Annotated in this window: 26 protein-coding genes; 14 read left to right on the top strand and 12 right to left on the bottom strand. The window is 64.6% G+C overall.

Annotated elements, in window-relative coordinates:
• Positions 1 to 96: 96 nt before the first annotated feature.
• Positions 97 to 1,119 carry a dihydroorotase gene (gene pyrC / locus CDQ92_RS01730; protein WP_088439520.1) on the bottom strand — a complete coding sequence of 341 codons (1,023 nt, stop codon included), beginning with the start codon at positions 1,117 to 1,119 and terminating at the stop codon, positions 97 to 99.
• A 59-nt stretch (positions 1,120 to 1,178) separates the two neighbouring features.
• On the opposite strand from pyrC, the gene ygfZ reads away from it, so the two are divergent.
• From ygfZ to CDQ92_RS01715, 3 genes are read left to right on the top strand one after another with little or no spacing between them, the layout of a single operon-like run.
• Entirely contained in the window at positions 1,179 to 1,928 is a 750-nt protein-coding gene (gene ygfZ, locus CDQ92_RS01725) for a CAF17-like 4Fe-4S cluster assembly/insertion protein YgfZ (protein ID WP_088439518.1), read from the top strand.
• 31 nt (positions 1,929 to 1,959) lie between these two features.
• Positions 1,960 to 2,547 carry a hypothetical protein gene (locus CDQ92_RS01720; RefSeq protein ID WP_088439516.1) on the top strand — a complete coding sequence of 196 codons (588 nt, stop codon included), beginning with the start codon at positions 1,960 to 1,962 and terminating at the stop codon, positions 2,545 to 2,547.
• 35 nt (positions 2,548 to 2,582) lie between these two features.
• Entirely contained in the window at positions 2,583 to 3,158 is a 576-nt protein-coding gene (locus CDQ92_RS01715; RefSeq protein WP_088439514.1) for a retropepsin-like aspartic protease family protein, read from the top strand.
• A 6-nt stretch (positions 3,159 to 3,164) separates the two neighbouring features.
• On the opposite strand, the gene CDQ92_RS01710 is transcribed toward CDQ92_RS01715, so the two are convergent.
• On the bottom strand, positions 3,165 to 3,470 hold the full coding sequence (locus CDQ92_RS01710; protein ID WP_229667620.1) for a YdeI/OmpD-associated family protein: 306 nt from the start codon (positions 3,468 to 3,470) through the stop codon (positions 3,165 to 3,167).
• 86 nt (positions 3,471 to 3,556) lie between these two features.
• Here CDQ92_RS01710 and CDQ92_RS01705 point away from each other — a divergent pair, with 86 nt between their 5' ends.
• Positions 3,557 to 4,228, top strand: a complete 672-nt coding sequence (locus tag CDQ92_RS01705; protein ID WP_088439512.1) for an MBL fold metallo-hydrolase — start codon at positions 3,557 to 3,559, stop codon at positions 4,226 to 4,228.
• Between the two features lie 89 nt (positions 4,229 to 4,317).
• On the opposite strand, the gene CDQ92_RS01700 is transcribed toward CDQ92_RS01705, so the two are convergent.
• Positions 4,318 to 4,758 (bottom strand): MAPEG family protein, encoded by a 441-nt coding sequence (locus CDQ92_RS01700; RefSeq protein ID WP_088439510.1) that lies wholly within the window; start codon positions 4,756 to 4,758, stop codon positions 4,318 to 4,320.
• Positions 4,759 to 5,081: 323 nt separating this feature from the next.
• Here CDQ92_RS01700 and rpmF point away from each other — a divergent pair, with 323 nt between their 5' ends.
• The 5 genes from rpmF to CDQ92_RS01675 all read left to right on the top strand — a co-directional run bounded on the left by rpmF (position 5,082) and on the right by CDQ92_RS01675 (position 8,247).
• Complete coding sequence (gene rpmF / locus CDQ92_RS01695) at positions 5,082 to 5,261, top strand: 50S ribosomal protein L32 (RefSeq protein WP_088439508.1); 180 nt, start codon at positions 5,082 to 5,084, stop codon at positions 5,259 to 5,261.
• A gap of 22 nt (positions 5,262 to 5,283) precedes the next feature.
• Positions 5,284 to 6,318, top strand: a complete 1,035-nt coding sequence (gene plsX, locus CDQ92_RS01690; RefSeq protein ID WP_088439506.1) for a phosphate acyltransferase PlsX — start codon at positions 5,284 to 5,286, stop codon at positions 6,316 to 6,318.
• The gene (locus CDQ92_RS01685) at positions 6,315 to 7,280 is read left to right on the top strand and encodes a beta-ketoacyl-ACP synthase III (protein ID WP_088439504.1); all 966 of its coding nucleotides are present in this window, start codon (positions 6,315 to 6,317) and stop codon (positions 7,278 to 7,280) included. Before plsX ends, CDQ92_RS01685 begins: the two co-directional genes overlap by 4 nt.
• A 254-nt stretch (positions 7,281 to 7,534) precedes the next feature.
• Entirely contained in the window at positions 7,535 to 7,828 is a 294-nt protein-coding gene (locus CDQ92_RS01680) for an integration host factor subunit alpha (protein WP_188682454.1), read from the top strand.
• A gap of 14 nt (positions 7,829 to 7,842) precedes the next feature.
• Positions 7,843 to 8,247: a MerR family transcriptional regulator gene (locus CDQ92_RS01675; protein WP_088439499.1), complete on the top strand. Its 405-nt coding sequence runs from the start codon at positions 7,843 to 7,845 to the stop codon at positions 8,245 to 8,247.
• Between the two features lie 317 nt (positions 8,248 to 8,564).
• Here CDQ92_RS01675 and CDQ92_RS21320 read toward each other — a convergent pair whose 3' ends face one another.
• From CDQ92_RS21320 to CDQ92_RS01655, 5 genes are all read right to left on the bottom strand, one after another.
• The gene (locus CDQ92_RS21320; protein WP_169714525.1) at positions 8,565 to 8,729 is read right to left on the bottom strand and encodes a hypothetical protein; all 165 of its coding nucleotides are present in this window, start codon (positions 8,727 to 8,729) and stop codon (positions 8,565 to 8,567) included.
• A gap of 184 nt (positions 8,730 to 8,913) precedes the next feature.
• On the bottom strand, positions 8,914 to 9,465 hold the full coding sequence (locus CDQ92_RS01670; RefSeq protein ID WP_088439497.1) for a SixA phosphatase family protein: 552 nt from the start codon (positions 9,463 to 9,465) through the stop codon (positions 8,914 to 8,916).
• 57 nt (positions 9,466 to 9,522) lie between these two features.
• Positions 9,523 to 12,270, bottom strand: a complete 2,748-nt coding sequence (locus tag CDQ92_RS01665; protein ID WP_088439495.1) for an ATP-dependent DNA helicase — start codon at positions 12,268 to 12,270, stop codon at positions 9,523 to 9,525.
• A 125-nt stretch (positions 12,271 to 12,395) separates the two neighbouring features.
• Positions 12,396 to 12,539 (bottom strand): GIY-YIG nuclease family protein, encoded by a 144-nt coding sequence (locus CDQ92_RS21515; protein ID WP_229667623.1) that lies wholly within the window; start codon positions 12,537 to 12,539, stop codon positions 12,396 to 12,398.
• A gap of 171 nt (positions 12,540 to 12,710) precedes the next feature.
• Complete coding sequence (locus tag CDQ92_RS01655) at positions 12,711 to 13,079, bottom strand: PilZ domain-containing protein (RefSeq protein ID WP_088439493.1); 369 nt, start codon at positions 13,077 to 13,079, stop codon at positions 12,711 to 12,713.
• 44 nt (positions 13,080 to 13,123) lie between these two features.
• On the opposite strand from CDQ92_RS01655, the gene CDQ92_RS21275 reads away from it, so the two are divergent.
• From CDQ92_RS21275 to CDQ92_RS01640, 4 genes are all read left to right on the top strand, one after another.
• Positions 13,124 to 13,264 (top strand): hypothetical protein, encoded by a 141-nt coding sequence (locus CDQ92_RS21275; protein ID WP_162291064.1) that lies wholly within the window; start codon positions 13,124 to 13,126, stop codon positions 13,262 to 13,264.
• Positions 13,265 to 13,457: 193 nt separating this feature from the next.
• The gene (locus CDQ92_RS01650) at positions 13,458 to 15,056 is read left to right on the top strand and encodes a lysine--tRNA ligase (protein ID WP_088440513.1); all 1,599 of its coding nucleotides are present in this window, start codon (positions 13,458 to 13,460) and stop codon (positions 15,054 to 15,056) included.
• Between the two features lie 11 nt (positions 15,057 to 15,067).
• Positions 15,068 to 15,553 carry a DUF3291 domain-containing protein gene (locus CDQ92_RS01645; protein ID WP_088439491.1) on the top strand — a complete coding sequence of 162 codons (486 nt, stop codon included), beginning with the start codon at positions 15,068 to 15,070 and terminating at the stop codon, positions 15,551 to 15,553.
• Entirely contained in the window at positions 15,550 to 16,038 is a 489-nt protein-coding gene (locus CDQ92_RS01640) for an asparaginase domain-containing protein (protein WP_088439489.1), read from the top strand. The genes CDQ92_RS01645 and CDQ92_RS01640 overlap by 4 nt, the downstream gene beginning before the upstream one ends.
• On the opposite strand, the gene CDQ92_RS01635 is transcribed toward CDQ92_RS01640, so the two are convergent.
• Complete coding sequence (locus tag CDQ92_RS01635) at positions 16,035 to 17,066, bottom strand: fatty acid desaturase family protein (protein WP_088439487.1); 1,032 nt, start codon at positions 17,064 to 17,066, stop codon at positions 16,035 to 16,037. The two genes, CDQ92_RS01640 and CDQ92_RS01635, sit on opposite strands and share 4 nt — an antisense overlap.
• 208 nt (positions 17,067 to 17,274) lie before the next feature.
• Here CDQ92_RS01635 and CDQ92_RS01630 point away from each other — a divergent pair, with 208 nt between their 5' ends.
• Complete coding sequence (locus tag CDQ92_RS01630; RefSeq protein ID WP_229667619.1) at positions 17,275 to 19,854, top strand: EAL domain-containing protein; 2,580 nt, start codon at positions 17,275 to 17,277, stop codon at positions 19,852 to 19,854.
• Positions 19,855 to 19,899: 45 nt separating this feature from the next.
• Here CDQ92_RS01630 and CDQ92_RS01625 read toward each other — a convergent pair whose 3' ends face one another.
• The 3 genes from CDQ92_RS01625 to CDQ92_RS01615 all read right to left on the bottom strand — a co-directional run bounded on the left by CDQ92_RS01625 (position 19,900) and on the right by CDQ92_RS01615 (position 22,969).
• Positions 19,900 to 21,174, bottom strand: a complete 1,275-nt coding sequence (locus CDQ92_RS01625; RefSeq protein WP_088439483.1) for a metal-dependent hydrolase family protein — start codon at positions 21,172 to 21,174, stop codon at positions 19,900 to 19,902.
• Positions 21,175 to 21,290: 116 nt separating this feature from the next.
• The gene (locus CDQ92_RS01620; RefSeq protein ID WP_229667618.1) at positions 21,291 to 22,349 is read right to left on the bottom strand and encodes an RcnB family protein; all 1,059 of its coding nucleotides are present in this window, start codon (positions 22,347 to 22,349) and stop codon (positions 21,291 to 21,293) included.
• 74 nt (positions 22,350 to 22,423) lie between these two features.
• The gene (locus CDQ92_RS01615; RefSeq protein WP_088439481.1) at positions 22,424 to 22,969 is read right to left on the bottom strand and encodes a (2Fe-2S)-binding protein; all 546 of its coding nucleotides are present in this window, start codon (positions 22,967 to 22,969) and stop codon (positions 22,424 to 22,426) included.

Raw genomic sequence — 22,969 nt, 5'->3', positions numbered from 1 at the left:
CTTGGCGACGGTGAAGAAGGGACGGTGCTTCGACAAGCTCAGCACAAACGACTTTATCGTCCTTCTTAGTGTCGTTGTGTCTTTGTGCGAAACAAATCAGACCAGCTTCCAGCCCAGCGTCTCACCCGCGTGGAAAGGCACGACCTCGCCGAGCTTCTCCGGTACCAAGACGTCTGTGCGTTCCAGCGTCACGGTGCCGTCATTGAGCGGCAGCCCGTAGAAGCGCGACCCATGTTCGCTGGCGAAACCTTCGAAATGATCCAGCGCGCCATCCTGATCGAACGCAGTGATGTAGCTTTCCAGCGCGAAGGGCGCGTTGAAGATGCCTGCGCAGCCGCACGAGGCCTCCTTAGTGTGGACCGCATGCGGCGCACTGTCGGTGCCAAGGAAGAATTTTGGCGACCCCGAGGTCGCGGCGGCGCGCACCGCGAGGCGGTGATGCTCGCGCTTGGCGACGGGCAGGCAATAGGCGTGCGGGCGGATGCCGCCGACCAGCATCGCGTTGCGGTTGATATGCAGATGTTGCGGGGTGATCGTCGCCGCGACATTGGCGGGGGCGTCGGCGACGAATTGCGCCGCCTCGGCCGTCGTAATATGTTCGAACACGATCTTGAGCGCGGGCAGAGCGCGGACCAGCGGTTCCAGGGTGCGCTCGATGAACACCGCCTCGCGGTCGAAAATGTCGACCTCATGGTCGGTGACCTCGCCGTGGATGAGCAGCGGCATGCCGATCGCCTGCATCTGCTCGAGCACGCTCACAATGTTGGCGATGTCGGTGACGCCGTGCGCGCTGCCGGTGGTGGCGTGGGCGGGGTAGAGTTTGGCGGCGGTGAACACGCCCTCGGCATGGCCGCGCGCAATCTCTTGCGCGTCGGTGGCGTCGGTCAGATAGGCGACAATCAGCGGGGTGAAGTCGAATTCGGCGGGGACAGCGGCGTTGATGCGGTCGCGGTAGGCGCAGCCTTCCTCGGCGGTGGTCACCGGCGGCGACAGGTTCGGCATAACGATCGCGCGGGCAAACTGGCGCGCGGTATAGCGCGCGACATGGTTCAGCATCGCGCCGTCGCGCAGATGGACGTGCCAGTCGTCGGGGCGGCGGATCGTCAGGCGGTCGGTCATGCGGGTCTCGCGAAGAAATGGGTGCTTGGTTTTGGCTGCCGCGTCCCTAGATTATCGCCATGGCCAATACCACCCTCATCAACCGCGCTCTCATTCGCTTATCGGGGGACGATGTCCGTGGTTTCCTGCAAGGGCTGGTCACCAATGACACATCGGGCGACCTGCCGGTGTGGGCGGCGCTGCTCTCCGCGCAAGGCAAGGCGCTGTTCGATTTCCTGATCTGGGGCGACGCCCCTCGACCCGGCTCGGGGCAATCGGACATCCTGATCGATTGCGAGCGCGAGGCCGCGGGCGATCTGGCCAAACGGCTGACCCTGTACCGCCTCCGCCGCGCCATTACGATCGAACGCGAGCCCGATCTGTGCGTTCATTGGGCACCCGGCGGCGATGTCGGGGTCGCCGATCCGCGGCTGACCGAACTCGGCCAGCGCTGGCTCGCGCCGGCTGATCGGGACGCGGGCGCCGACGATGCCTGGCGCGCGCACCGGCTTGGGCTGGGCGTCACCGAAGGCCGCGCCGAATTGGGCGACGGCACGACCCTGTGGCTCGAATGCAATGCCGCCGAACTCAACGGGGTCAGCTTTACCAAGGGCTGCTACGTGGGGCAGGAGAACACCGCGCGGATGAATTGGCGGCAAAAGGTCAATCGGCGGCTGGTCGTGGTGCCGATCGCCGATGCCGACGAAAAGCGGCAGGTGATCGCTTATCCCGAACTCGGCTGGACGGTCGAGCATCGCCGCGCCGAGAGCATCGACGCCGCCGGTGCGCCGTCGTGGATGCGCAGTGCACTGGTGCCCACGGACGCCTGACAGGCACAGCGTTTGCTGCTATGATGCAGCGATGCGCGCTTTCCTGATCTCGTCGGCGCTGGTCGCCGCACTCGCCACGCCCGCTCTCGCGACCGAGGCGGACGCACCCGCTTCTCTTCTGGCGGTCGAGACCGAGGCACCCGCTCCGCGCGCGCCGCTGGTTCCGCTTGCCGCTGATTCGGTTTGGACGCCGCGCTTTGCCGCTGCCGCCGACGATCTGGTCGCGGCGCTGCGCTCACGCGATGAGGCTCGCTGGGCGCCGCTGCTGGGTGGGCAATGGCTGGCCGCCGACGATCGCGCGCGGGTTGCTGGCTTGCTCCGCGACGACAACAGCCCGTTCCGCCACGCCTTGTTTTCCAAAGGTTTCACGCACCGCGCAATCCTGGGTTGGAGCGCGCCTGTGTCGTTGAACGCCGCCGAACGCGCCGCGATCGAAGCGGGGCAAGAGGCCGAAGCCTTGGTCTGCTGGTCGGCGGGCGGCGCCGGCGGCCAATGGCCAACGACCGCCGCCGACGCCGACAATCGGGCAGATCGCCCCTATGCCTGCGCCCGAATCGCGTACAGCATCCGCGATGACACGCCGACTTGGCGGGCGTTCATCGAACAGCCGTCCGCTTAACCAATCCCCAACCCAATTTTGCGACAAAGCGCGTCATGTTGGGGCGCTTTCTTGGCTTGGCCGCGATCATCGCGGCGGTGTCGATCGGCATGGCGGGCGTCGCCAGCCGTTCCGCGTCCGGTGATGCCGTTGAAACGACAGCGGCGATTTCCGGCAATCACGACAATTGGACAACGCACAAGCTGCGCAAAGACCGCTCTGTGGCTGCGGCCGAGGCCGCGCGGAGTTCAGGTTCGTCGACGTCGTCGAGCGAGGCGCTGCTCAGTCGCTCGCGCGATTCGCATTTCTACGCCGATGCGGACATTGACGGCACCAACATTCGCGTGATGGTCGATAGCGGCGCGTCGATCGTGGCGCTGACCCGGCGCGATGCCGAGGCGATCGGCATCGATGTCGATCGGCTGCCGGTCACCGGCACGGCGCGGACCGCGGGCGGGGACGTGCCGATGCGCACCGTTATGCTCGACAGCGTCGACATCGACGGGCTGGAAGTCCGACGAGTCGAAGCCGCGGTGGTCGACGCCGACATGGGCGTGTCGTTGCTCGGGCAAAGCTATCTGTCGCGGCTTGCCGCGGTGAATGTCGAGGGCGACACGATGACACTGCGCTGAGGCGCACTACTTCGCCCTTTTGTCGATCAGCACCGCTTGCTGCCACCGGCTCGGCGCCTTGTCGGTGCGATGGATGCACCCGGCCCAGCAACAGGGGCGCTTCTTCCCCTCGTGCAATTCGCCCACCGTCCGCTCAATCCGGCGCGCGCGCGTTTTCGCCTGCTTGGCATCATCGACCCAGCAAATGAACTCGTTGCGCCCGAGGGGGGTCAGGCTTTCCCAGAGCGCCAGCGTTTCGGGATCGGACACCAGCGCCGCCTGCATGTCATCGCCCGCGGTGTGGACGGTTCCGTGGGAAAAGGTCTTGGTCACGGCGTCATTCAATATGTTGGTCGGTGAGACCGGTCAAATCGGCGCGGCGGCTTGCCATTTTGGTCCTATTTCCCCACATCACCGGGATGAACGCTCCCAACCCTCCGATGCGCGCGGCGATCGTGCCGGTCACCGCTTTCCAGCAGAATTGCACCCTCTTGTGGTGCACCGAAACGAACAAGGCGGCCTTCGTCGATCCCGGTGGCGACCTCGACAAGCTAAAGGACGCCGTGCGCCAGACAGGCGTCGAGGTCGAAAAAATTCTGGTGACCCACGGCCATATGGATCATTGCGGCCAAGCGGGGATGCTGGCGAAAGAACTGGGCGTGCCGATCGAAGGACCGCACGAGGACGACCGCTTCTGGATCGAAGCCTTTGCCGAAGACGGCGCACGCTTCGGCATGGTCGGCGAGGTGTTCGAGCCCGACCGCTGGCTGGTCGATGGCGACACGGTCACCGTCGGCAATCTGACCATCGACGTCATCCATTGCCCGGGTCACACGCCGGGGCATGTCGTGTTCCACCATGCGCCGTCGAAGCTCGCGATAGTCGGCGACGTGATCTTTCAGGGGTCCATCGGCCGCACCGACTTTCCGCGCGGCAATCACCAGCAATTGCTCGATTCGATCACGCAAAAGCTGTGGCCGCTCGGCGGCGACACGACCTTCCTGCCCGGGCACGGCGCGCACAGCAATTTCGCGCACGAACGGCGGACGAACCCGTTTGTCGGCGATATGGCGATCGGTACGGCTGGCTAACCTCGGTCGTCATTGCGAGCGTAGCGAAGCAGTCCAGAGCAGCTTGCCACGCCCTGGATTGCTTCGCTACGCTCGCAATGACCTAGCGTTTACTTCGGCGCTACCACCGTCGTTTCCTCGATCTCGGTCGTCGTGACACTCACCGGCGTCAGATAGACGATCGCCAGCGCGCCAAGCGCTAGCCCAAGCTGCGTCAGCATCGTAATGATCGTCCCGACCATCCGGCCCCACATCATCCCGTCCATGCCGATCGCGTGCAGGATGCGCCCGACCAGATAGAGCGCGCCGACGCCCCACAGCCACATCGACGATCCCAGGCCGAGCTCGACAAGCGCCAGCAGGATCAGCACGAAGGCAGTGTTCTCGACAAAATTGCTGTGCGCGCGCATCCGACGCGTCACCAGTTCGTTGCCGCCGTCGCCGACGAAAACCTTTTCCTTGGTCCGCACGCGGCCAACGCGGATCGACAGCCACAGGTTGAGCAGCGCCGCTCCGGCGGCAATCGTCAGGCTGATCGGCAAGATTATCATATGCGTCCCCTTTTTGGCCGCGGCTGTTGTCGCTCGGCGCCGGACGTGGTGTGGCATCGCGCTGGGCGATCGGCAAGGGCGAGGCTCTTGCCTGCGCATTGTCATCCACAGGGCTTGCCTTTGCGGGCAAAAACGCTATAGCCCCGCCCGATCCGGCACCCGACACCTTCTGGCGTTGAGGCACCCTTCGGCGGACGATTTTCCTGCTATAATACGGCGGGAACGAAGTTTCGCACGGCGGGCGGGCCAGTCATTTCCGGCAACGGGAGTGACAAATCCGGGTAGCCGATTCGTGACACACTATTGAGAATGCAGGAAATAACATGGCCGTTCCCAAGCGAAAAACCTCGCCCTCGAAGCGCGGTATGCGTCGCAGCCACGACAGCCTGAAGGTTGAAGCCTTTCAGGAATGCCCGAACTGTGGCGAGCTGAAGCGCCCGCACAATCTTTGCAGTGCCTGTGGCCATTATAATGGCCGCGAAGTGGTGTCGGTCGGCGCCTGACCCTTAGCCGGAGCGCAAATTGATGGCATTGACACCGCGAATCGCGATTGATGCGATGGGCGGTGACGTCGGCGTGCGGATGATGCTCGCCGGCGCCGCTATGGCGCGCCACAAGCACGACGGCCTGCGCTTCATCCTCGTCGGTGACGAGGTGCAGATCAAGGCGGCGCTCGAAAACCACCCCAATCTGCGCGCGGCGTCGGACATCATCCACACCGACGGCGTGGTGACGGGTGAGGACAAACCGAGCCAGGCGATCCGCAAGGCGAAAAGCACCTCGATGGGGCTGGCGATCGACGCTGTGAAATGCGGCGATGCCGGCGGCGCCGTATCGGCAGGTAACACCGGCGCGCTGATGGCGATGGCCAAGCTGGCGTTGCGCACGATGCCGGGGATCGACCGGCCGGCGCTCGCGGCGCTGCTGCCGACGTTGGGCGACAACGACGTCGTCATGCTCGACCTCGGTGCCAACACCGAATGCGACGCCACCAATCTCACCCAGTTTGCGGTGATGGGCGCCGCCTACGCGCGCACCGCGATGGGGCTCCAGCGCCCGCGCGTCGCGCTGCTCAACATCGGCACCGAAGAGCTAAAGGGCACCGACGAGATTCGCGATGCCGCGGCGATGCTGCGCGCCGCGAAGGGGCTGCCGATGGAGTTTACCGGCTTTATCGAAGGCGACAAATTGTCGCGCGGTGACGTGGATGTCATCGTCCATGACGGATTTTCGGGCAATATCGCGCTCAAGACGATCGAGGGGACGGCGCGTTTCGTGACCGACTTGCTGCGCCGCGCCTTCACCAGCTCGACGCGCTCGAAGATCGGTTTCCTGATCTCGCGCCCAGCGACCGAGCTGCTGCGCCATCATCTCGACCCCAATAATCACAATGGCGCGGTGTTCCTGGGCCTGAATGGTGTCGTGTTGAAAAGTCATGGCAGCGCCGATGCCAAGGGGGTCGCCAACTGCGTCCACCTGTGCGCCGAGCTGATCGAAAAGGACATTACGCGGCAGGTGACCGACGATCTGGCGAATTTCCAGAGCGGTAAAGCCGCATGACGTTGCGGGCAATTCTGGCGGGTACCGGGTCGGCGCTGCCGCGCAACCGCGTGTCGAACGCCGAACTGGCCGAGCGTGTCGACACCAGCGACGAATGGATCGTCGAGCGCACCGGCATCCGCTTCCGCCACATTGCCGAACCCGACGAGACGACCGCGACGCTGGGCGCCGCGGCCGCGCAGCAGGCAATGGCAGCGGCCGGACTCGAACCGTCGGACATCGGGCTGATCATCCTCGCCACCGCGACCCCCGACAATACGTTTCCGGCCAGCGCGACCAAGGTCCAAGCGCTGATCGACGCCCCCGATTGCATCGCCTTCGACGTTGCCGCGGTCTGCTCGGGCTTTCTCTATGCGGTGTCGGTCGCCGACGCGATGCTGCGCACCGGCGCGGCCAAGCATGCGCTGGTGATCGGATCGGAAACCTTTAGCCGCATCCTCGACTGGGAAGACCGAACGACATGTGTTCTGTTCGGCGACGGCGCGGGCGCGGTGGTGCTGTCGGCGAAGGACGTCGATGACGATCAGGGCATCCTCGCGACCCGGCTGCACGCCGAGGGCAAATATTCGGGCATGCTCTATGTCGACGGCGGCCCTTCGACCACCGGCACCGTCGGCCATGTCCGCATGCAGGGCCGCGAAGTGTTCCGCCATGCCGTCACCAATCTGGCGTCGGTTTTGGGCGAAGTGATGGCCGATGTCGGCCTGTCGCCCGACCAGATCGACTGGGTGGTGCCGCATCAGGCGAACAAGCGGATCATCGACGCGACCGCCAAAAAACTGGGACTGCCGTCCGAACGTGTCGTGCTGACCGTCGACCAGCATGCCAACACCTCGGCGGCATCGGTGCCGCTGGCGCTCGACCTCGCGATACGCGACGGGCGGATCAAGCGCGGCGATCTGGTCGTGCTGGAAGCGATGGGCGGCGGCTTTACCTGGGGCGCCGCGGTCCTGCGCGTTTAGGTTTGAAGGCGGCACTGGCCCGCTCCCCCACCCGACCTCCCATAGGCGACTATCGTTGCGGAGGCCGGGTGGGGGAGCGGGCCGGTGCCGCTTCTCTCTTGGGACGTCGGCTTCACCGCATTAACTCTTCGCTCCATCCGTTTCAGTTTGGCGGATTAATTCGCTTTTGTTACATAGGCGCACGGGACTCGTGACGGTGGGGGCTGTCCGGGACCGGTTCGATCAGTTTCGCTTTACGAGGGGGAGGGACCATCATGACCGCAGGGACGCTTACGCGAGCCGATATTGCGACGCGCATCAACCAGCAAATCGGGTTGTCGCGCAACGAATCGGCGACGATCGTCGAATCGATTCTCGACCATATGTCCGACGCGCTAGCGGGCGGGCAAAATGTCAAAATCTCGGGGTTCGGCACCTTTGTCCTGCGCGACAAGGCGCAGCGGGTCGGGCGCAATCCCAAGACCGGCATCGAAGTGCCAATCCTGCCGCGCCGCGTGATGACCTTTCGCGCCAGCCAGACGATGCGAGCGCGCGTTGCCGGTAAATAATCCAGGCCTCGGCCATGGTGGGGTTTGACGTGCCGGACGACACCGGCAAGGCGTCGGGCGCTATGCTCGCAATCGGCGAGCTGGCCGATCGGATCGGGGTGCCGACGCACGTCCTGCGCTATTGGGAAACGCGCTTTCCGCAGCTGAAGCCGCTCCAGCGCTCGGGCCGCCGTCGCTATTACCGCGCCGAGGACGTCGCGCTGGCCGAGCGGATCCATCACCTGCTGCATGTGCAGGGGTTCACGGTCGAGGGCGCGCGCAAGGCGTTGTCGGAGGCGGGGGCGAGGGCTTCTGCGGCACCAGCGGCCGAAATCCGCGCCGAGCGGACAACGGGGCGTGGAGTGATAGGGCAGGCGCATGGCGTCCCGGTCGCAGCGCTCGTCTCGCTGCGCCAGCGATTGGCGGCGGCGTTGGATTGACGCGACTGGCATCGCGAATCAGCAAGTTCAAGAATGTCTGCTTAGGGGTGGTCAGCGGACACTAGCGCGGCTACGATACGTCCATGCCAAAAGATGATCTCGGAAGCCGCTGGGTGCGGCTGATCGAGCAGCATGCGAAGTGGTCGCTTTACGGCATCGCGGTAATCATTGCGGTTGTGCTCCTCACCAACGTGATCTGGTAGTTCGTAGGCATTGAACGTCCGCCTTGGGGTGGAAAGCTGACGTCAGCTGCACCCCTCAACAGATGTCCACATACAAACCTGAGCGCAAAGCAGCTGTGGTGCTAAATCACGACTTTAGGGCTGCCTGTCCTTACGCCAGCTGACAGCGCTTAGACCGCCAAACAAAATGCCCAGGATGATCCACACCACCCAGTCATTGCCTTGAATGAGCTTGAAGATGCCCAACGCAAGAAAGATCACGCCGATAAGCGGGAAACCTTTCTTTCCAAACTCGTTCATAATCTGGGATCCTTGGTCTTGCTTTACTGACGCTATGCCATCGCTTCAAAACTAATCGACCTGCAGCGCGCCGAGGCATTTACGCAACGCAAACTGCAGTGTCCACATGTCCGCCTTTGGTCGTTTGCTGATGACGATGAGGAGATGGTCCTCCCCATGGCTTCGCCACAGGGAGGATGACCTGTCAGTCGTGATCCATCGCGGGCGCCAGCGTCGGGTCGAGGTCGCGGGGGCGGATGAAGGCGGCGAAGCGCGCCGTGTTGGCATCCAGATCGCGCCAGTCGGCGATGTCGATTTCGAGCCGCGCCAGCGCCGACGTCGGCAGCTTTTCCTCGACCTTGCCGCGCAGTGCGTCGCCGCTCGATTCGGGCACGAGCATCAGGATCAGATCCTCCAGCCCCGGATTATGTCCCGAAATCAGCAAATGCTCGGCATCGCGGCCGGTGTCGCGGATGACGTCGATCAGCGTCGCGGCGGAGGCGAGATAGATGCGGCGGTCCCAATGCGGTTCGAGCGTGTCCAGATCCGCAGCAGGCTGGAAGATGTCGAGCGTTTCGGTCACGCGCACTGCGGGCGAGGCGATGATGCGGTCGACGGGCAGCTTCTGACGCTTCAGCCATTGCCCGATGATTTCTGCGCCGCGCTGGCCGCGTTTGTTGATCGGGCGGTCGAAATCGCGCTCGACCTGGACATCCCAACCCGATTTGGCGTGGCGCAGGATCGTCAAACTCTTCAAAATCTTCCCCCGCGCCTTCGCGCTTATGCCGTCGTTCGGGAGCCTTGTGCCGCAAACTTATGACGGTGAAAAGGCTGGAAAGGCGCTTTTTCTGCGTTCGACATTGGCGGCTGCGACATGATTGACCGCCTCGTCCAATGGCAGGCGGCGGATCGGGGTGCCTTCGGGAAAGGCGCTGAGCAGCCGGGACGGGAATGAGGGCGACAGCATGACGAACTGGCCAAAATCGTCGGCGCGGCGGATCAGGCGGCCGAACGCTTGCCCGATGCGGCCGCGAATGACCATATCGTCATAGGCGCTGCCACCCTGTGCGGCGCGGCGCGCCGCGTGTAGGATCGTCGGGCGCGGCCACGGCACCCCCTCCATGATCACCTGCCGCAGCGATTCGCCGGGGACATCGACCCCATCGCGCAAGGCATCGGTGCCGAGCAGCGAGGCGTGTGGATCGGCGCGGAAGATGTCGACGAGGGTACCGGTGTCGAGCGGATCGACATGTTGGGCATAAAGCGGGAGGCCCGCACGCGCGAGGCGGTCGGCGATACGGGCATGGACGATGCGCAGCCGCCGGATCGCGCTGAACAGCCCCAGCGCGCCGCCGCCCGACGCCTCGATCAACCGGCTGTACGCCCCCGCGAGCGCGGGCAGGTCGCCGCGCGCGATGTCGGTGACGATCAGCACCTCCGACTGGCGGGCATAGTCGAACGGGCTGGGCACCGCTAAATGCTGGACCCCGCCGTCCATATGGCGCGCGCCGGTGCGGATGTCGGCCTCGGTCCAGCCGCCCCCCAGCGCATTTTGGCCGCCAAGGCCGCTGCGCAAAGTCGCCGAGGTGACCAGCACCCCCTGCGCAGGGCGATAGACGATCTCGGCAATCGGCCGCGCGGGATCGAGCCAGTGGCGATGCAGCCCGGTGTCGAACTCGCGCCCGTCATAGCGGTCGATCGCGAGCCAGTCGACGAAATCGGCGTTGGCCGGGCCGCCGACGCGCCCGAGCAGCGACAGCCAGCCGCCGAGCGTGTCGACACGGGTGCCGAGGCTCTGGCGCGCCCCGTCGACGCGCGCGCGCGCTTGTCCGTCGAGCCAGTCGGGCGGATCGTCGACCAGCGCATCAAGACGCTTGCCGAGCGCCAGCAGCGGCCGCAGCAGCGCCTCGACCGCGTCGCTCGCCGCCGCCGCGGCGGTGACCAGCACCGCGTCGGGATCGGCCAGTTCAGTCTCGAGGCCATAGCCCGCATCGGCAGTACGAGTGTCGACCGCGCGCGCATAAACCTGCCCGCGCACGGCCGCGAGCAGCCGTTCGATCGCGCCCCACGGGTCGTTTTCGGACAGGCGGCTGAGCCAGCCGTCGCCGGGCAGTTCGGTAGCGGCGGCAATCGCCGCCTGAATCGCGCGCTCGCCCGCCTCGTCATAGCTCGCCACATCGGCGAGTCGTGCCGCGAGGCCGCGCCGCCGCCCGCGCGACTTGCCTTCCGGCCCCAGTACCCAGCGGCGGATCTCGACGGCTTCCTGCCCGGTGAGCGCCGCGGCGAACATGCTGTCGGCGGCGTCCCACAGATGATGGCCTTCGTCGAAGATCAGCCGCGTCGCGGGCGCCCCGCCGTCGCGCGGGCGCGCCGCCTGCACCATTGTCAGCGCATGGTTGGCGATGACGATGTCGGCTTGCGTCGCGGCGCGCGCCGAACGTTCGATGAAGCATTTGCGGAAATGCGGACAGCCGGCATAGATGCACTCGCCGCGTCGGTCGGTCAGCGCGGTGGTGCCGTTGCGCCGGAACAGCGCGGGCAGCCAGCCGGGCAGGTCGCCGCCGACCATGTCGCCGTCGCGCGTATAGGCCGCCCAGCGCGCAACCAGCTGCGCCAGGATCGCGGCGCGACCCGAGAAGCCGCCTTGCAGCGCATCCTCCAGATTGAGCAGGCAGAGGTAATTTTCGCGGCCCTTCCGCACCACGACCTTTTCGCGGTGGGTTGCGGCGTCGGGGTACAGCCGCTCGGTCTCGCGCGACAGCTGGCGTTGCAGCGCCTTGGTAAAGGTCGAGATGCAGACGCTGCCCGCCGACTGCTCGATCCACTGCTTGGCGGGAGCAAGATAGCCGAGCGTCTTGCCGATCCCCGTCCCCGCCTCGGCTACCAGCATCTGCGGCGCGTCCTTGCGCTCGCGCGGTTCGAAGATCGCGGCGGTAGCGCGCGCATAATCCTGCTGCCCCGGGCGGCGTTCGGCGCCATCGCCGGTCAGCCGGTCAAGCCGCGCGGTGACGTCGTCGGGGTTGATGCGGACCTGCCGCGGCGCGGGGCGTGGCGGCGCTTCCTCCCATTCCGGCAGCCGCGCAAACAGCCAGCGTTCATTGGCGTCGGCCGCCGTCAGCCGCGGCTGGACCAGCGGCGCCCATGGCCAGCGCTGGCGCGCGAGCGCTTGTAGTCCGTGCCAGGTGCCTTCGCGTTCGGGCCAGGTCGGATCGTCGATCCCCGCGAGCATCGCCGCGGTCGCCTGCGGCAGAAAAGCGGCGATGTCTTCCTCAGCTTTCGGCGGGGTGACGCCGATCGTCGCGGCAATCCCCGCCGGCGTCGGTACGGCAAAGCGCGCGGGATAAAGGAAGGCGAAAAGTTCGAGCAGGTCGAGCCCGGACAGCTCGGGATAGCCGAGCCGGTCACCGGTCAGCGTGGCATTGAGCAGCAGGTGCGGAGTCGCCGCGACCGCCGCAATCGCCTCTCCGCGCCCAACCCGCTGCACGCGCCCCTGCGCATCGGCGATCCAGATGCCGACATGGCTGGCGTGGATCGCGGGCAGGGGGAGGGACGCGGGGGACATGGGAGAAGGGTAGGGACAAAAGGCGAACGCGGCAAGGCGAATGGCGGCCTTATGCTACCTTTTATCCGTTCGTCCTGAGCTTGTCGAAGGACCGCTCTTGCCTTTTGCCAACTCCGAAATTTGTCCTACTCGCCGCGGATAAGGGCCATTTTCTTCGCACGGCTCCAGCGCTTTATTCGGCGTCCGGTTTCAAGAGCTTCAACCCGGGTCGAGAACTCTTGGCTCCAAACGAGGGTGACGGGTAATCGATCAGAAGTGAAGCCGACGATGGCGTCCGTTTCGTGCTCTGCAATGCGGCGCGGCAGATTGTCGGTGTGACCCGTATAGAAGGTTCAGCCGAGGCAGTGCAGGATATACGCCCAGAAGCTCATCCTGATCGGCTAAAAAATGAACAGCCCTTCGACAAGCTCAGGGCGAACGGATTTTGGGTCCGCTTTGGTTCAGCTCAGCCCGCGGCGCCCAAACACCGGCGCGCGGTTGCTCAGGAAAATCTGCGCCGGGTCGACCGTCACCGCATTCCGCGCGCGTTTCAAGGCATTGTAGAGCGGACCATGGGTCAGTTCATAAGGGAAACGCACGCCCATACGATCGATTTCGGACCACATCACCACGGCATAGGTGACACCGCCGCCATAATGGATTTCGCAGCGCGACCGTGCGGGCATACTGGCACCGTTAATCCGCGCGCCGCCTTCGGAAAGATCGGTGATCTGGCCGTCGACGAAATTGAGGACGCCGTTGACCGTCACCTCAAGGGCGACGCGGGTGCGGACCTGGCGGCGAGGCTGCGGGATGCGGGTTGTGTCCATAAGCTATGTTAAGCCCGGGATGGTAAATATTCCGGTAACGATAATTGGCGGTCGCCGAAAGCGTGCCGATCGCGCTGAAGCCGCAAGGCTTGAGCTTTGCCGAGGCCGCAACACTCAGCTTTGGCGCCAGCACCGCGCTCCATTTCCTCGACGTCGCGGCGGTTGCACGGGGGACCGGGTGCTGATCGTCGGCGCGTCGGGTGGAGTGGGGTCGGCGCTGGTCCAGCTCGCATGCCACCGCGGCGCGCATGTCACCGCGGTGTGCCTTTGTGGCTTCAAGCCTTGGTCGGAGCGGTGCAGCAAGGCGAATCGCGAGTGAAGTTACGCAGTTTTCTGCGCTTCTTCCCATCGAGCCTTCTTGCCGCTATGGCGCGGCGCATGACTGACCTGCACCCTCAACCTTCGCTGCGCGAGTCCGCGCTAACGTCCAAGGCCTGGCCGTTCGAGGAAGCGCGCAAGCTGGTCAAACGCTATCCCGACGGCAAGCCCGGCGGCGCGCCAGTGTTGTTTGAGACTGGCTATGGCCCGTCGGGCCTGCCGCACATCGGCACCTTCAACGAAGTGCTACGCACGACGATGGTCCGCCGCGCCTATGAGCAAATGACCGGCGCGCCGACCCGGCTCGTCGCGTTCAGCGACGACATGGACGGGCTGCGCAAGGTTCCCGACAATGTCCCGAACCATGCGATGCTCACCGAATATCTCGGCAAGCCACTGACCGATGTCCCCGATCCGTTCGACAAGTTCGAAAGTTTCGCCCATCATAACAACGCGATGCTGCGCGAGTTTCTCGACCGCTTTGGCTTTGAATATGAGTTCGTCAGCTCGACCGAGCGCTACAAGTCGGGCGCGTTCGACGAGGCGCTCAAGAATGTCCTGCGTCACAATCAGGACATCCTCGACATCATGCTGCCGACGCTGCGCGCAGAGCGCGCTGCGACCTATTCGCCGTTCTTGCCGGTCAGCCCGACGTCGGGCGTGGTGTTACAGGTGCCGGTGACGGTTGTTGATGCCGATGCCGGACTGGTATCGTTCGAGGACGATGGCCAGACGATCACGCAGAGCGTTCTGGGCGGCGGTGCCAAGCTGCAATGGAAGGTCGACTGGGCGATGCGCTGGGTCGCGCTCGGCGTCGATTACGAGATGTATGGCAAGGATCTGACCGATAGCGGGGTCCAGTCGGGCAAGATTGCCAAGGCGCTCGGCGGGCGGAAGCCCGAAGGACTGATTTACGAGATGTTCCTCGACGAAAAGGGCGAGAAGATTTCGAAGTCGAAGGGCAATGGGCTCAGCCTCGATCAATGGCTCGATTATGGCAGCGAAGAGAGCCTCGCGTTCTTCGCATATCGCGAGCCCAAGGCGGCGAAACAGCTGCATATCGGGGTGATCCCCAAGGCCGTCGACGAATATCTGCAGATGCGCGGCAATTACCCGGCGCAGGATGCTGAGAAGAAGCTCGGCAATCCGGTGCATCATGTCCATGTCGCGCGCGGGCAAGCTATTCCTGCCGCCGAATTGCCGGTGACGTTCGGGCTGCTGCTCAATCTGGTCGGGGTGATGGGGGCGGACGCGTCGAAGGACCAGATCTGGCGCTATCTTGGTCAATATGTCGATGGCGCCGATGCCACGACCCATCCTGAGCTCGACCGGCTGATCGACAATGCGATGGCGTATAACCGCGACTATGTTGCGCCGACGCTCAACCGGCGCAAGCCGCAGGGCGGCGAGGTTGCCGCATTGGCTGATCTCGACGCAAAGCTGGCGGCGCTGCCCGCCGACGCGAGCGCCGACGACATCCAGAACATCGTGTACGAGATTGGCAAGAACGAGGCCTATAACTTTGAAAACCTACGCGATTGGTTCAAGGCGCTCTACGAAACGCTGCTCGGGTCGAGCGCCGGGCCGCGGATGGGCAGCTTTATCGCGCTGTTCGGGATCGACAATACGCGGCGGTTGATTGCCGAGGCTTTGGCCTGAGGGAGGATGAGATGGCGGAGTATGAACTGGCGCAGATCAATATCGCGCGTTTCCGCCTGCCCGCCGATCACGTCGCCAACCGCGATTTCATGGATGCCCTCGATGCAGTGAATGCGATTGCCGACGCAAGCGAGGGCTTTGTCTGGCGGCTGGTCGGCGAGGGCAATGACGCCACCGACGTGGCGGTGAACGAGGACCCGCACATCATTGCCAATATGTCGGTGTGGCGCGACGTCGATGCGCTGGCGGCGTTCGTCTATCGCGACCCCGAGCATCTGGCGATCATGCGGCGGCGCAAGGAGTGGTTCGAGCATATTGCCGTGTTTCAGGCGCTGTGGTGGGTGCCCGTCGGACATCGCCCGACGGTGGCGGAGGGTGTGGCGCGGATCGACCTGCTGGCCGCGAACGGCCCGACGGCCGAGGCTTTCACCTTCAAGCAACCCTTTGCCGCGCCCGACGGCACCCCAGCCTTGCGCGTACAGGACGAATGTGCATGATCGAAATCTTCACCACCGGCGGGACGATCGACAAAGTCTATTTCGACGCATTGTCCGAATTCCAGATCGGCCCGGCGGCGATCCCCGACCTGCTGCGCGAGAATAATGTCCATGTCCCGCACCGGGTGACGCAGCTGATGCGCAAGGACAGTCTGGAACTCGACGATGCCGACCGAGCCGCCATCCGTGCGGCGGTTGAAGCGAGCGATGCATCGCGCATCCTGGTGACGCACGGCACCGATACGATGGTGCTCACCGGGCGAGTTCTGGCAGGGATTGCGGGCAAGACGATTGTGATGACCGGCGCGATGCAGCCCGCGTCGGTGCGCGCGAGCGACGCCGAATTCAACGTCGGTTTCGCTCTGGCGGCGGCGCAGATTTTGCCGCCCGGGGTCTATATCGCGATGAACGGGATGATCTTTGACCCTGCAACGACCGAGAAGGATCGAGCCGGGGCGCGCTTCGTCGCGCAGGACCGCGGTTAACCCCTAGCCGTCACCTGCCGCAGCACCGCGGCGTAGCCCGGCGCGATCGTCATTGATTCGTGCCGCCCTGCGCGGCCGAGCATCCCGTGAACCTCGGCCAGCCGGTAGCAGGGCACCCCCATGAACAGGTGGTGCTCTGAGTGATAATTCACCCAATATGGCGCAACCGTGGCGCGAGCGAGCCAGCCCGCGCGGGTGGTGCGGGCATGGGAGAACGGATCATCGCTACCCGTCGTCGTGCAGGCATGTTCGGCAATGTTGCGGATGCGCAGGTACAGCTGGAACGTCGTCGCTAGCCCCGCGAGCCAGAGCAGGTAGGGCGTCCATCCGTACAGCGCGAGCGAGGCCGTTAGCAGCACGGCCTGTACGAGCAGGAACCGCCCCACCGCGCGCGCCACCGCCATCGCGCCCGCGACATCGACCGTCGGTGACGTCATGCCGTCGTCGGACTGTTTGTTGAACGGCGTCCCCGCCGTGGTGCTGGCGCGACCCTTTTCGGCCGTTTCGCCGCGCAGCATCGCTTTCAGCCCGACAAGCGCGAAGCCGAACTGCGTCACGCGCTGTTTGAAAAAGGTTTGCCCGGTCAGATCGCGCAGTATCTTGCGCCCCAGACTGGCGCGCGTGGTCGGAAAGGGTTTCGACAGCGCCAGATCGGGGTCTTCGGCCTGCTGGGTGAATTTGTGATGCTGGAGATGATAGGTGCGATAGGCGATGAGATCGGACCCGACTGCGGCGCCGGTAAACCATTGGCCGAGGAAATTGTTGGTCTTGCGCACCGGATGCAGCAGGCCGTGCGCAGCGTCGTGCATCAGGATGGCAAGGCCGAGCTGGCGCCCGCCGACAAATACGATCGCGATCAGCCATGCGAGCGGGTTCTGCGACCATGCAGCCACCCCAACCAGTGCGATGCTGACGATCCACGCATGCGCGACCAGCCAGATACCGCGCCAGCGCGATGCGGCTGTGATCGCGGCCCACTCACTGCGGTCGAAGAAACGGTCGGGCGGGAGCAGACGGACGGCGGGCATCGGGTCACTATAACAAGTTGCGATGCGAAACGGAATAGCATCCATTTTGGCACAGTAACGGGGTTAACAAGCGGTCCTTGGTAAGGAATTGGAAACCCCTGTCTGGTCACTGAACCAGGTGGACCAGACGAGCAGGACAAGCGGGAAATTGGGGGATCGGCGTAGCATCATCCGGCCAGTGGTCGGCGAGGTGACGACGGACGAATCGATGTTCGATTCGGCTGAGTTCGTGACGCGCCTGATGCGCGTCGCGCAGCTGTGGCACTATCTCCTGATCGGCCGCGCGCTGACATTTCTGACCTTTGCGTTCCTGCCGGGCGTTCCCGGTTTCCTGGACCAGCCGTCGCAATGGCTGGTGATGGCGGCAGGCCTGTTTTTCGATCTCGTCCTGACGATCATCGGCCAGCTGATGCGTCGGCCGCGCCCCGCGCTACACCGAAGATTGCGAGCGGTGGTCGTGGCGAGCATGGGGCTGATCATATTGGGCAGCCTGCTCAATGCCGCCGCGATGTTTGCGGCGGTCGCCGTTCCCGACGGACGCCAAAGTTTTGATGCCTTTACCGCCATCCAGATCGGATCGCTGCTCGTCGCTGCTTCGGCAGCGGCAATTGTGCGCCCGGCGTTCTTCGCCTTTGCCGGTGCGACGGCGCTGGGCGGAGCGATCGGAATTGCATCCTGGCCCTTCGCGATCGCAGGCTGCGTGTTTCTCGCCCTGCTGATCATGATGATGCGCGAGGATATTCGTCATCAGCGCTGCGCAACGCGCGCGGCACGGCTGTCGGTCAGCGACCAGCAACGCGCGCTCAATTTGATGCGCGATTTCGAACGCGCGGGGCGCGGCTGGTTCTGGGAAACCGATCGCCATGGCCTGCTCGTCTATATCTCGCCAACCGTGGCGGCGCGGCTTGGCGGGGCGGCATCCGATCTGGTCGGCAGGCCGTTTACCGACATCATTCGCAAACGCATCGGCAATGACGAGAATGAAGAGCGCACGCTCGGCTTCAGCCTGTCGTCGCGTACCCCGTTCAAGGAGTTGACGGTGCAGGCCGCGGTTACGGGCGAAGAACGCTGGTGGTCGATCTCGGGCCAGCCGATCAGCAACGAACTAGGCAATTTTCAGGGTTTTCGGGGCAGCGGCACCGACCTGACCGAAAAGAAACGGTCGGAGCGCGAGATCAACCAACTCGCACGCTATGACACCCTCACCGGGCTCGCCAACCGGCCGCATATTACCGACCTGCTCAAACGCGCGCTCAAAAGCCATATCGGGCAGCCGCAGCCGTGCGCGCTGCTGCTGATCGACCTCGACCGCTTCAAGGCGGTGAACGACACGCTGGGCCATCCCGTTGGCGACCAGCTGTTGCAACAGGTCGCCGGAAGGCTGACGCAGATCGTCGGCGACAAGGGACAGGTCGGGCGGCTCGGCGGCGATGAATTCCAGATTGTCGTGCCGCAGCTGAGCCAGCCCGAAAAACTGTCGGGCATCGCCAATGCGATCATCCTGAGTCTGGCCAAGCCCTTTTCGATCGAGGGCGAGCAGGTTCGTATCGGTTGTTCGGTCGGGATCGCGGTGTCGGAAGGGCAGGGGGTTTCGGCGTCGGCATTGGTCCGCAACGCCGATCTGGCGCTCTATGCTGCGAAGGACGCGGGGCGCGGCGTCTATCGTTTCTATGCAGATGCGATGCACAATCAGGCGAGCGAACGCAAAGCGATCGAGGACGCGCTGCGCGACGCGCTGGTCAAGGACGAGCTGCGGCTCCTTTACCAGCCGATCGTCGACGTCGGCAGCGAACGAATCACCGGGTTCGAGGCGCTGATCCGCTGGCACCATGCGACCGAAGGGATGATCAGCCCGTCGAAGTTCATACCGATTGCCGAGGAATCGAACCTGATCGTGCCGATCGGCGAATGGATTATCCGAACCGCTTGTGCGAGCATCGCGCTGGTCGGGCCCGGTTACCGCATCGCGGTCAATGTGTCGCCGCGCCAGTTCGCCAATGAAAAGCTGCCCGCGACGATCCTGAGCGCGGTTTCGGCGGCGGGCATCCGCCCCGAACAGCTCGAGCTGGAGATCACCGAAGGCGTCTTCCTCGACGAGAGCCCGGAAAACCTGGCGATGTTCCGGCAGCTGAAACGCACTGGGGTGCGGCTGGCGCTCGACGATTTCGGTACCGGCTATTCCGCGCTTGGCTATTTGAAGAAAGCACCGTTCGACAAGATCAAGATCGATCAGAGCTTTGTTTTGGGCGCCGCCGATCCGAGTAGCATGAACGCCGCGATTATTTCGTCGATCGTCGGGCTCGCGACGGCGCTGAAAATGGAAACGACCGCCGAAGGGGTCGAGACTCACGATGATCTGGCGTTGATCCGCGGGCTCGGGTGCAGCCATGTCCAGGGCTATATTTATGGGCGACCGATGGAATTGGCCGAGATGCTGACGCTACTGCGCGAGGGCGGCGGGCACGCCGAGGCGCGGGGCTATAAATGCACGCGTGAGCCGCGTTTGACGATTTTCCGCACGATACAGGTTGCGAGTGGTGGGCATCAATATGAAGCGATCATCCGCAATATGTCGCCGGGCGGCGCGCTGATCGAAGGATTGTGGAATGTCCCGCCGGGGACGCGGCTGACGCTGGAGTTCGGCGCTGATCAGGCGTTCGACGTCGACGCGCGGTGGTCGGACAGCAACCGCGTCGGGGTCAAATTTGCCGAAGCGGTCGATATGGAAGCGTTGCTGGGGCTGAAGACGGTGGCACCGGCGCGCGCAAGGGGGCGCCGCGCGGCTTGAACAGGTCCATCATCCCGGCCTTCGCCGGGGCGATGATCTGGAATATCAGTCCGCGATCCGCCCCCGTACCATCACCCACTCGACCTTTTCCAGCGCCGTCACATCGGCCAGCGGATCGCCGCTGACCGCGATCATGTCCGCCGACATGCCGGGGGCAAGGCGGCCGATCTCGCTTTCCATCGACAGCGCCTTCGCCGCAACCGTCGTGGCGGCCGCCAGCGCTTCGCGCGAGGTCAGCCCGGCCTTGACCAGCAGCGCGAACTCGCCGCCGTTGCGGCCATGCTCGAACACCCCGGCGTCGGTGCCAAAGGCAACGGGCACGCCGAGCGCCTTGGCGCGCGTTACCGCCTTGCCGACGCTGCCCAGCGTCATGCGGACCTTTTCTTCGACCGTCGGGGTATAGATGCCCTTGCCGAGCCGCTCGCGAATGCCCTCGAACGCCATCAGCGTCGGGACCAGATAGGTGCCTTTGGCCTTCATCACCTTCAGTGCGGTATCGTCGGCAAAGGTGCCATGGTCGATCGTGTCGATCCCCGCCGTCGCTGCGGCTTCGATGCCGCGCGCGCCATGGGCGTGCGCCATGACTTTCAACCCCAGCGAATGCGCGGTGTCGGCGATGCTCTGCAATTCGGGGCTGGTGAAATGCCCCTCCAGCCCGCGGCCCTGCTGCGACAAGACGCCGCCGGTTGCGGTAATCTTGATGATGTCGGCGCCCGCGCGCGATGCCTTGCGAACCTTTTCGGCGCATTCGAGCGCACCGGTGCAGGTATAGCCCTGATCGAGCACATCATGGACGTCCTCGCGAAAGCCGGTCACGTCGCCATGGCCGCCGATGATCGACAGCGCCGGACCGGCAGCGATGATCCGCGGCCCGGTGATGAAGCCGTTCGCGGTGCCGCGGCGGAGCGAGAAGGCACTATATTGCGCTGACCCGGCTTCCCGCACCGTGGTGAACCCGGCGCGGAGCGTGATCCCCGCGTTCTTCACCCCGACGACGACGCCCCATTCGTCGGGATCGACCGCCTCGCTGCGATAGTCGCCGCCTGGGTCTCCGGTCAGGTGGACGTGAAGGTCGATCAGGCCAGGAAGCAGCGTCTTGTCACCCAGATCGATGACTTCGGCGTCGGCAGGCGCTGCGCTGCGCCCCGCGGTGATCGACGTGATGCGATCGTCGGTGATGACGATCGTAGACGGACCCTGCGTGGGCTTGTCAGCGTCGGTGATGACGCGGCCGGCGTAAATGACGGTGGTTTTGGCGTTCGCGGCGGTGGCCCCCAAAAGTGCGAGCGTCGCCGCGGCGACGAGTCCGATTGTGCGCATCCTGTTCCCCCTGACTGATGCGCCACCGTGGCGCGCCGGGCGGGGGAGGGCAAGCCCATAAAAAAGGGGTCGGACAAGCCGACCCCTTGAGTTTGTCTTCAGGTAATCGAAAGGACTTACCAGAAGAAATCGTGGATCACGTCGACGACTTGGCCGCTGTAGGTATCAACGAGAATCGCATCGTTGTAATAGCGGACCCAGCGATAACCGTCGTAGGCGGGCGGCAGGCGATACTGCCACGGGTCGTTGATCCAGTAGCGGTTGCTGTAGAACAGCGAACCCAGGCTGAAGCCGATGCTGAACCGCGTGTAGCGATGGTTGCGGTACGGCGAGTAATAGGCTGGCAAACGGTAGCGGCTGCTGTACCGCTGGCGGTAATCGCGCCAGTTGTAGCGGCGGTCGTCACGCCATGACCGGTTCCAATTGCCCCGGCGGTCGCTGTAACGGCGATCGACGCGATCGTTGTTGTTGCGGTCGTAGCGCCGATCGATCTGGCCGTCGCGGTTGCGGTCGTAACGCCCATCGCGCTGGTCGATGCGGTTGTTGTTGTTGCGATCCCAGCGGCGGTCGAGGTCGCCGTTGCGATTGCGGTCATAGCGGCGATCGACGCGTCCGTTGTCGTTGCGATCATAACGCTGATCGACCTGGCCGTTGCGGTTGCGGTCCCACTGGCGGTCGATGCGGCCGTCATTGTTGCGGTCATAGGTGCCGCCGCGTTGGCGCTGGACCTGCTGCGCCTGGGCCTGAGCGGCCTGACGCTGAGCAGCCTGTTGGCGCTGCTCATTGCCCCGCTGCTGCCACTGCTGACGCTGCGCCTGTCGCTGCTGATCATTGCCACGCTGTTGCTGACGGACTTCGCTGCGCTGCTGGCGCATCTCGCGCCGTTGCGGGCGCTCGGCGCGGGGCTGCGCCTGCTGACGCTGAACGCGCGCTTCGCCGCCGCTGTTGCCGCGGCGGGCTTCAGGACCGCGCGGTCCGCGGTCGCCGCGGGTTCCACGATCACCGTCGCCGCGCTGCGCCAGTTGTATGCGCTCGCCCGACGCCTGCGCGGCGGCCGGGGCAATGGGCGTCAGGATCGTCGCAGCGATCAGCAACCCTCCGAACATCTTTTTCATCTCGCCATTCTCCAACTCATGTCCCGAATGCTGGAGAGGCCAGCCGGGATGATGAATCATGTGTTACCGGGGGCAAGATGATCGGCGGCTGAACCATGCTGTTGCCTGCGGTTCAGCTACATGAACAGCCGGGTTCAGGTGCCGGGCGGCAGGCGCAGTGCGGGGACGGCGCGCGCGGCATCTTCAGGCCGAATGCCAGGCGGGGGCGCGGCGGCGATCCGCTCTTCGCCGCGCAGGACACGACCGGCACGGCGGATCGCAGTACGGATGCGCGGATAGGTGCCGCAGCGGCAGATGTTGGTGATCGCGGCGTCGATCTCGGCATCGCTGGGGTTGCTGTTCGCGCGCAGCAGCGCAGCGGCGGCCATGATCATTCCCGACTGGCAAAATCCGCATTGCGGCACCTGTTCAGCGACCCACGCCTGCTGCACCGGATGACTGCGGTCGCGCGACAAGCCTTCGATCGTGGTGACGAAGCGCCCCTCGCACTCGGCGATCGTCACCATGCAGCTGCGGATCGATTCGCCGTCGATATCGACGGTGCAGGCGCCACATTCGCCCGTCCCGCAGCCATATTTGGTCCCGGTCAGGTTCGACGCGTCACGCAGCGCCCACAGCAGGGGCGTTTCGGGTTCCATCCGATATTCGACCGGACGGTCGTTGACTGAGAATCGCGTCAT

Origin of the sequence: Sphingopyxis bauzanensis, from assembly GCF_002205675.1 — a bacterium.
GTDB classification, from domain to species: domain Bacteria; phylum Pseudomonadota; class Alphaproteobacteria; order Sphingomonadales; family Sphingomonadaceae; genus Sphingopyxis; species Sphingopyxis bauzanensis.
The sequence above is the reverse complement of the archived record's forward strand: the minus strand, read 5'-3'. Positions and strand labels throughout refer to the sequence as shown.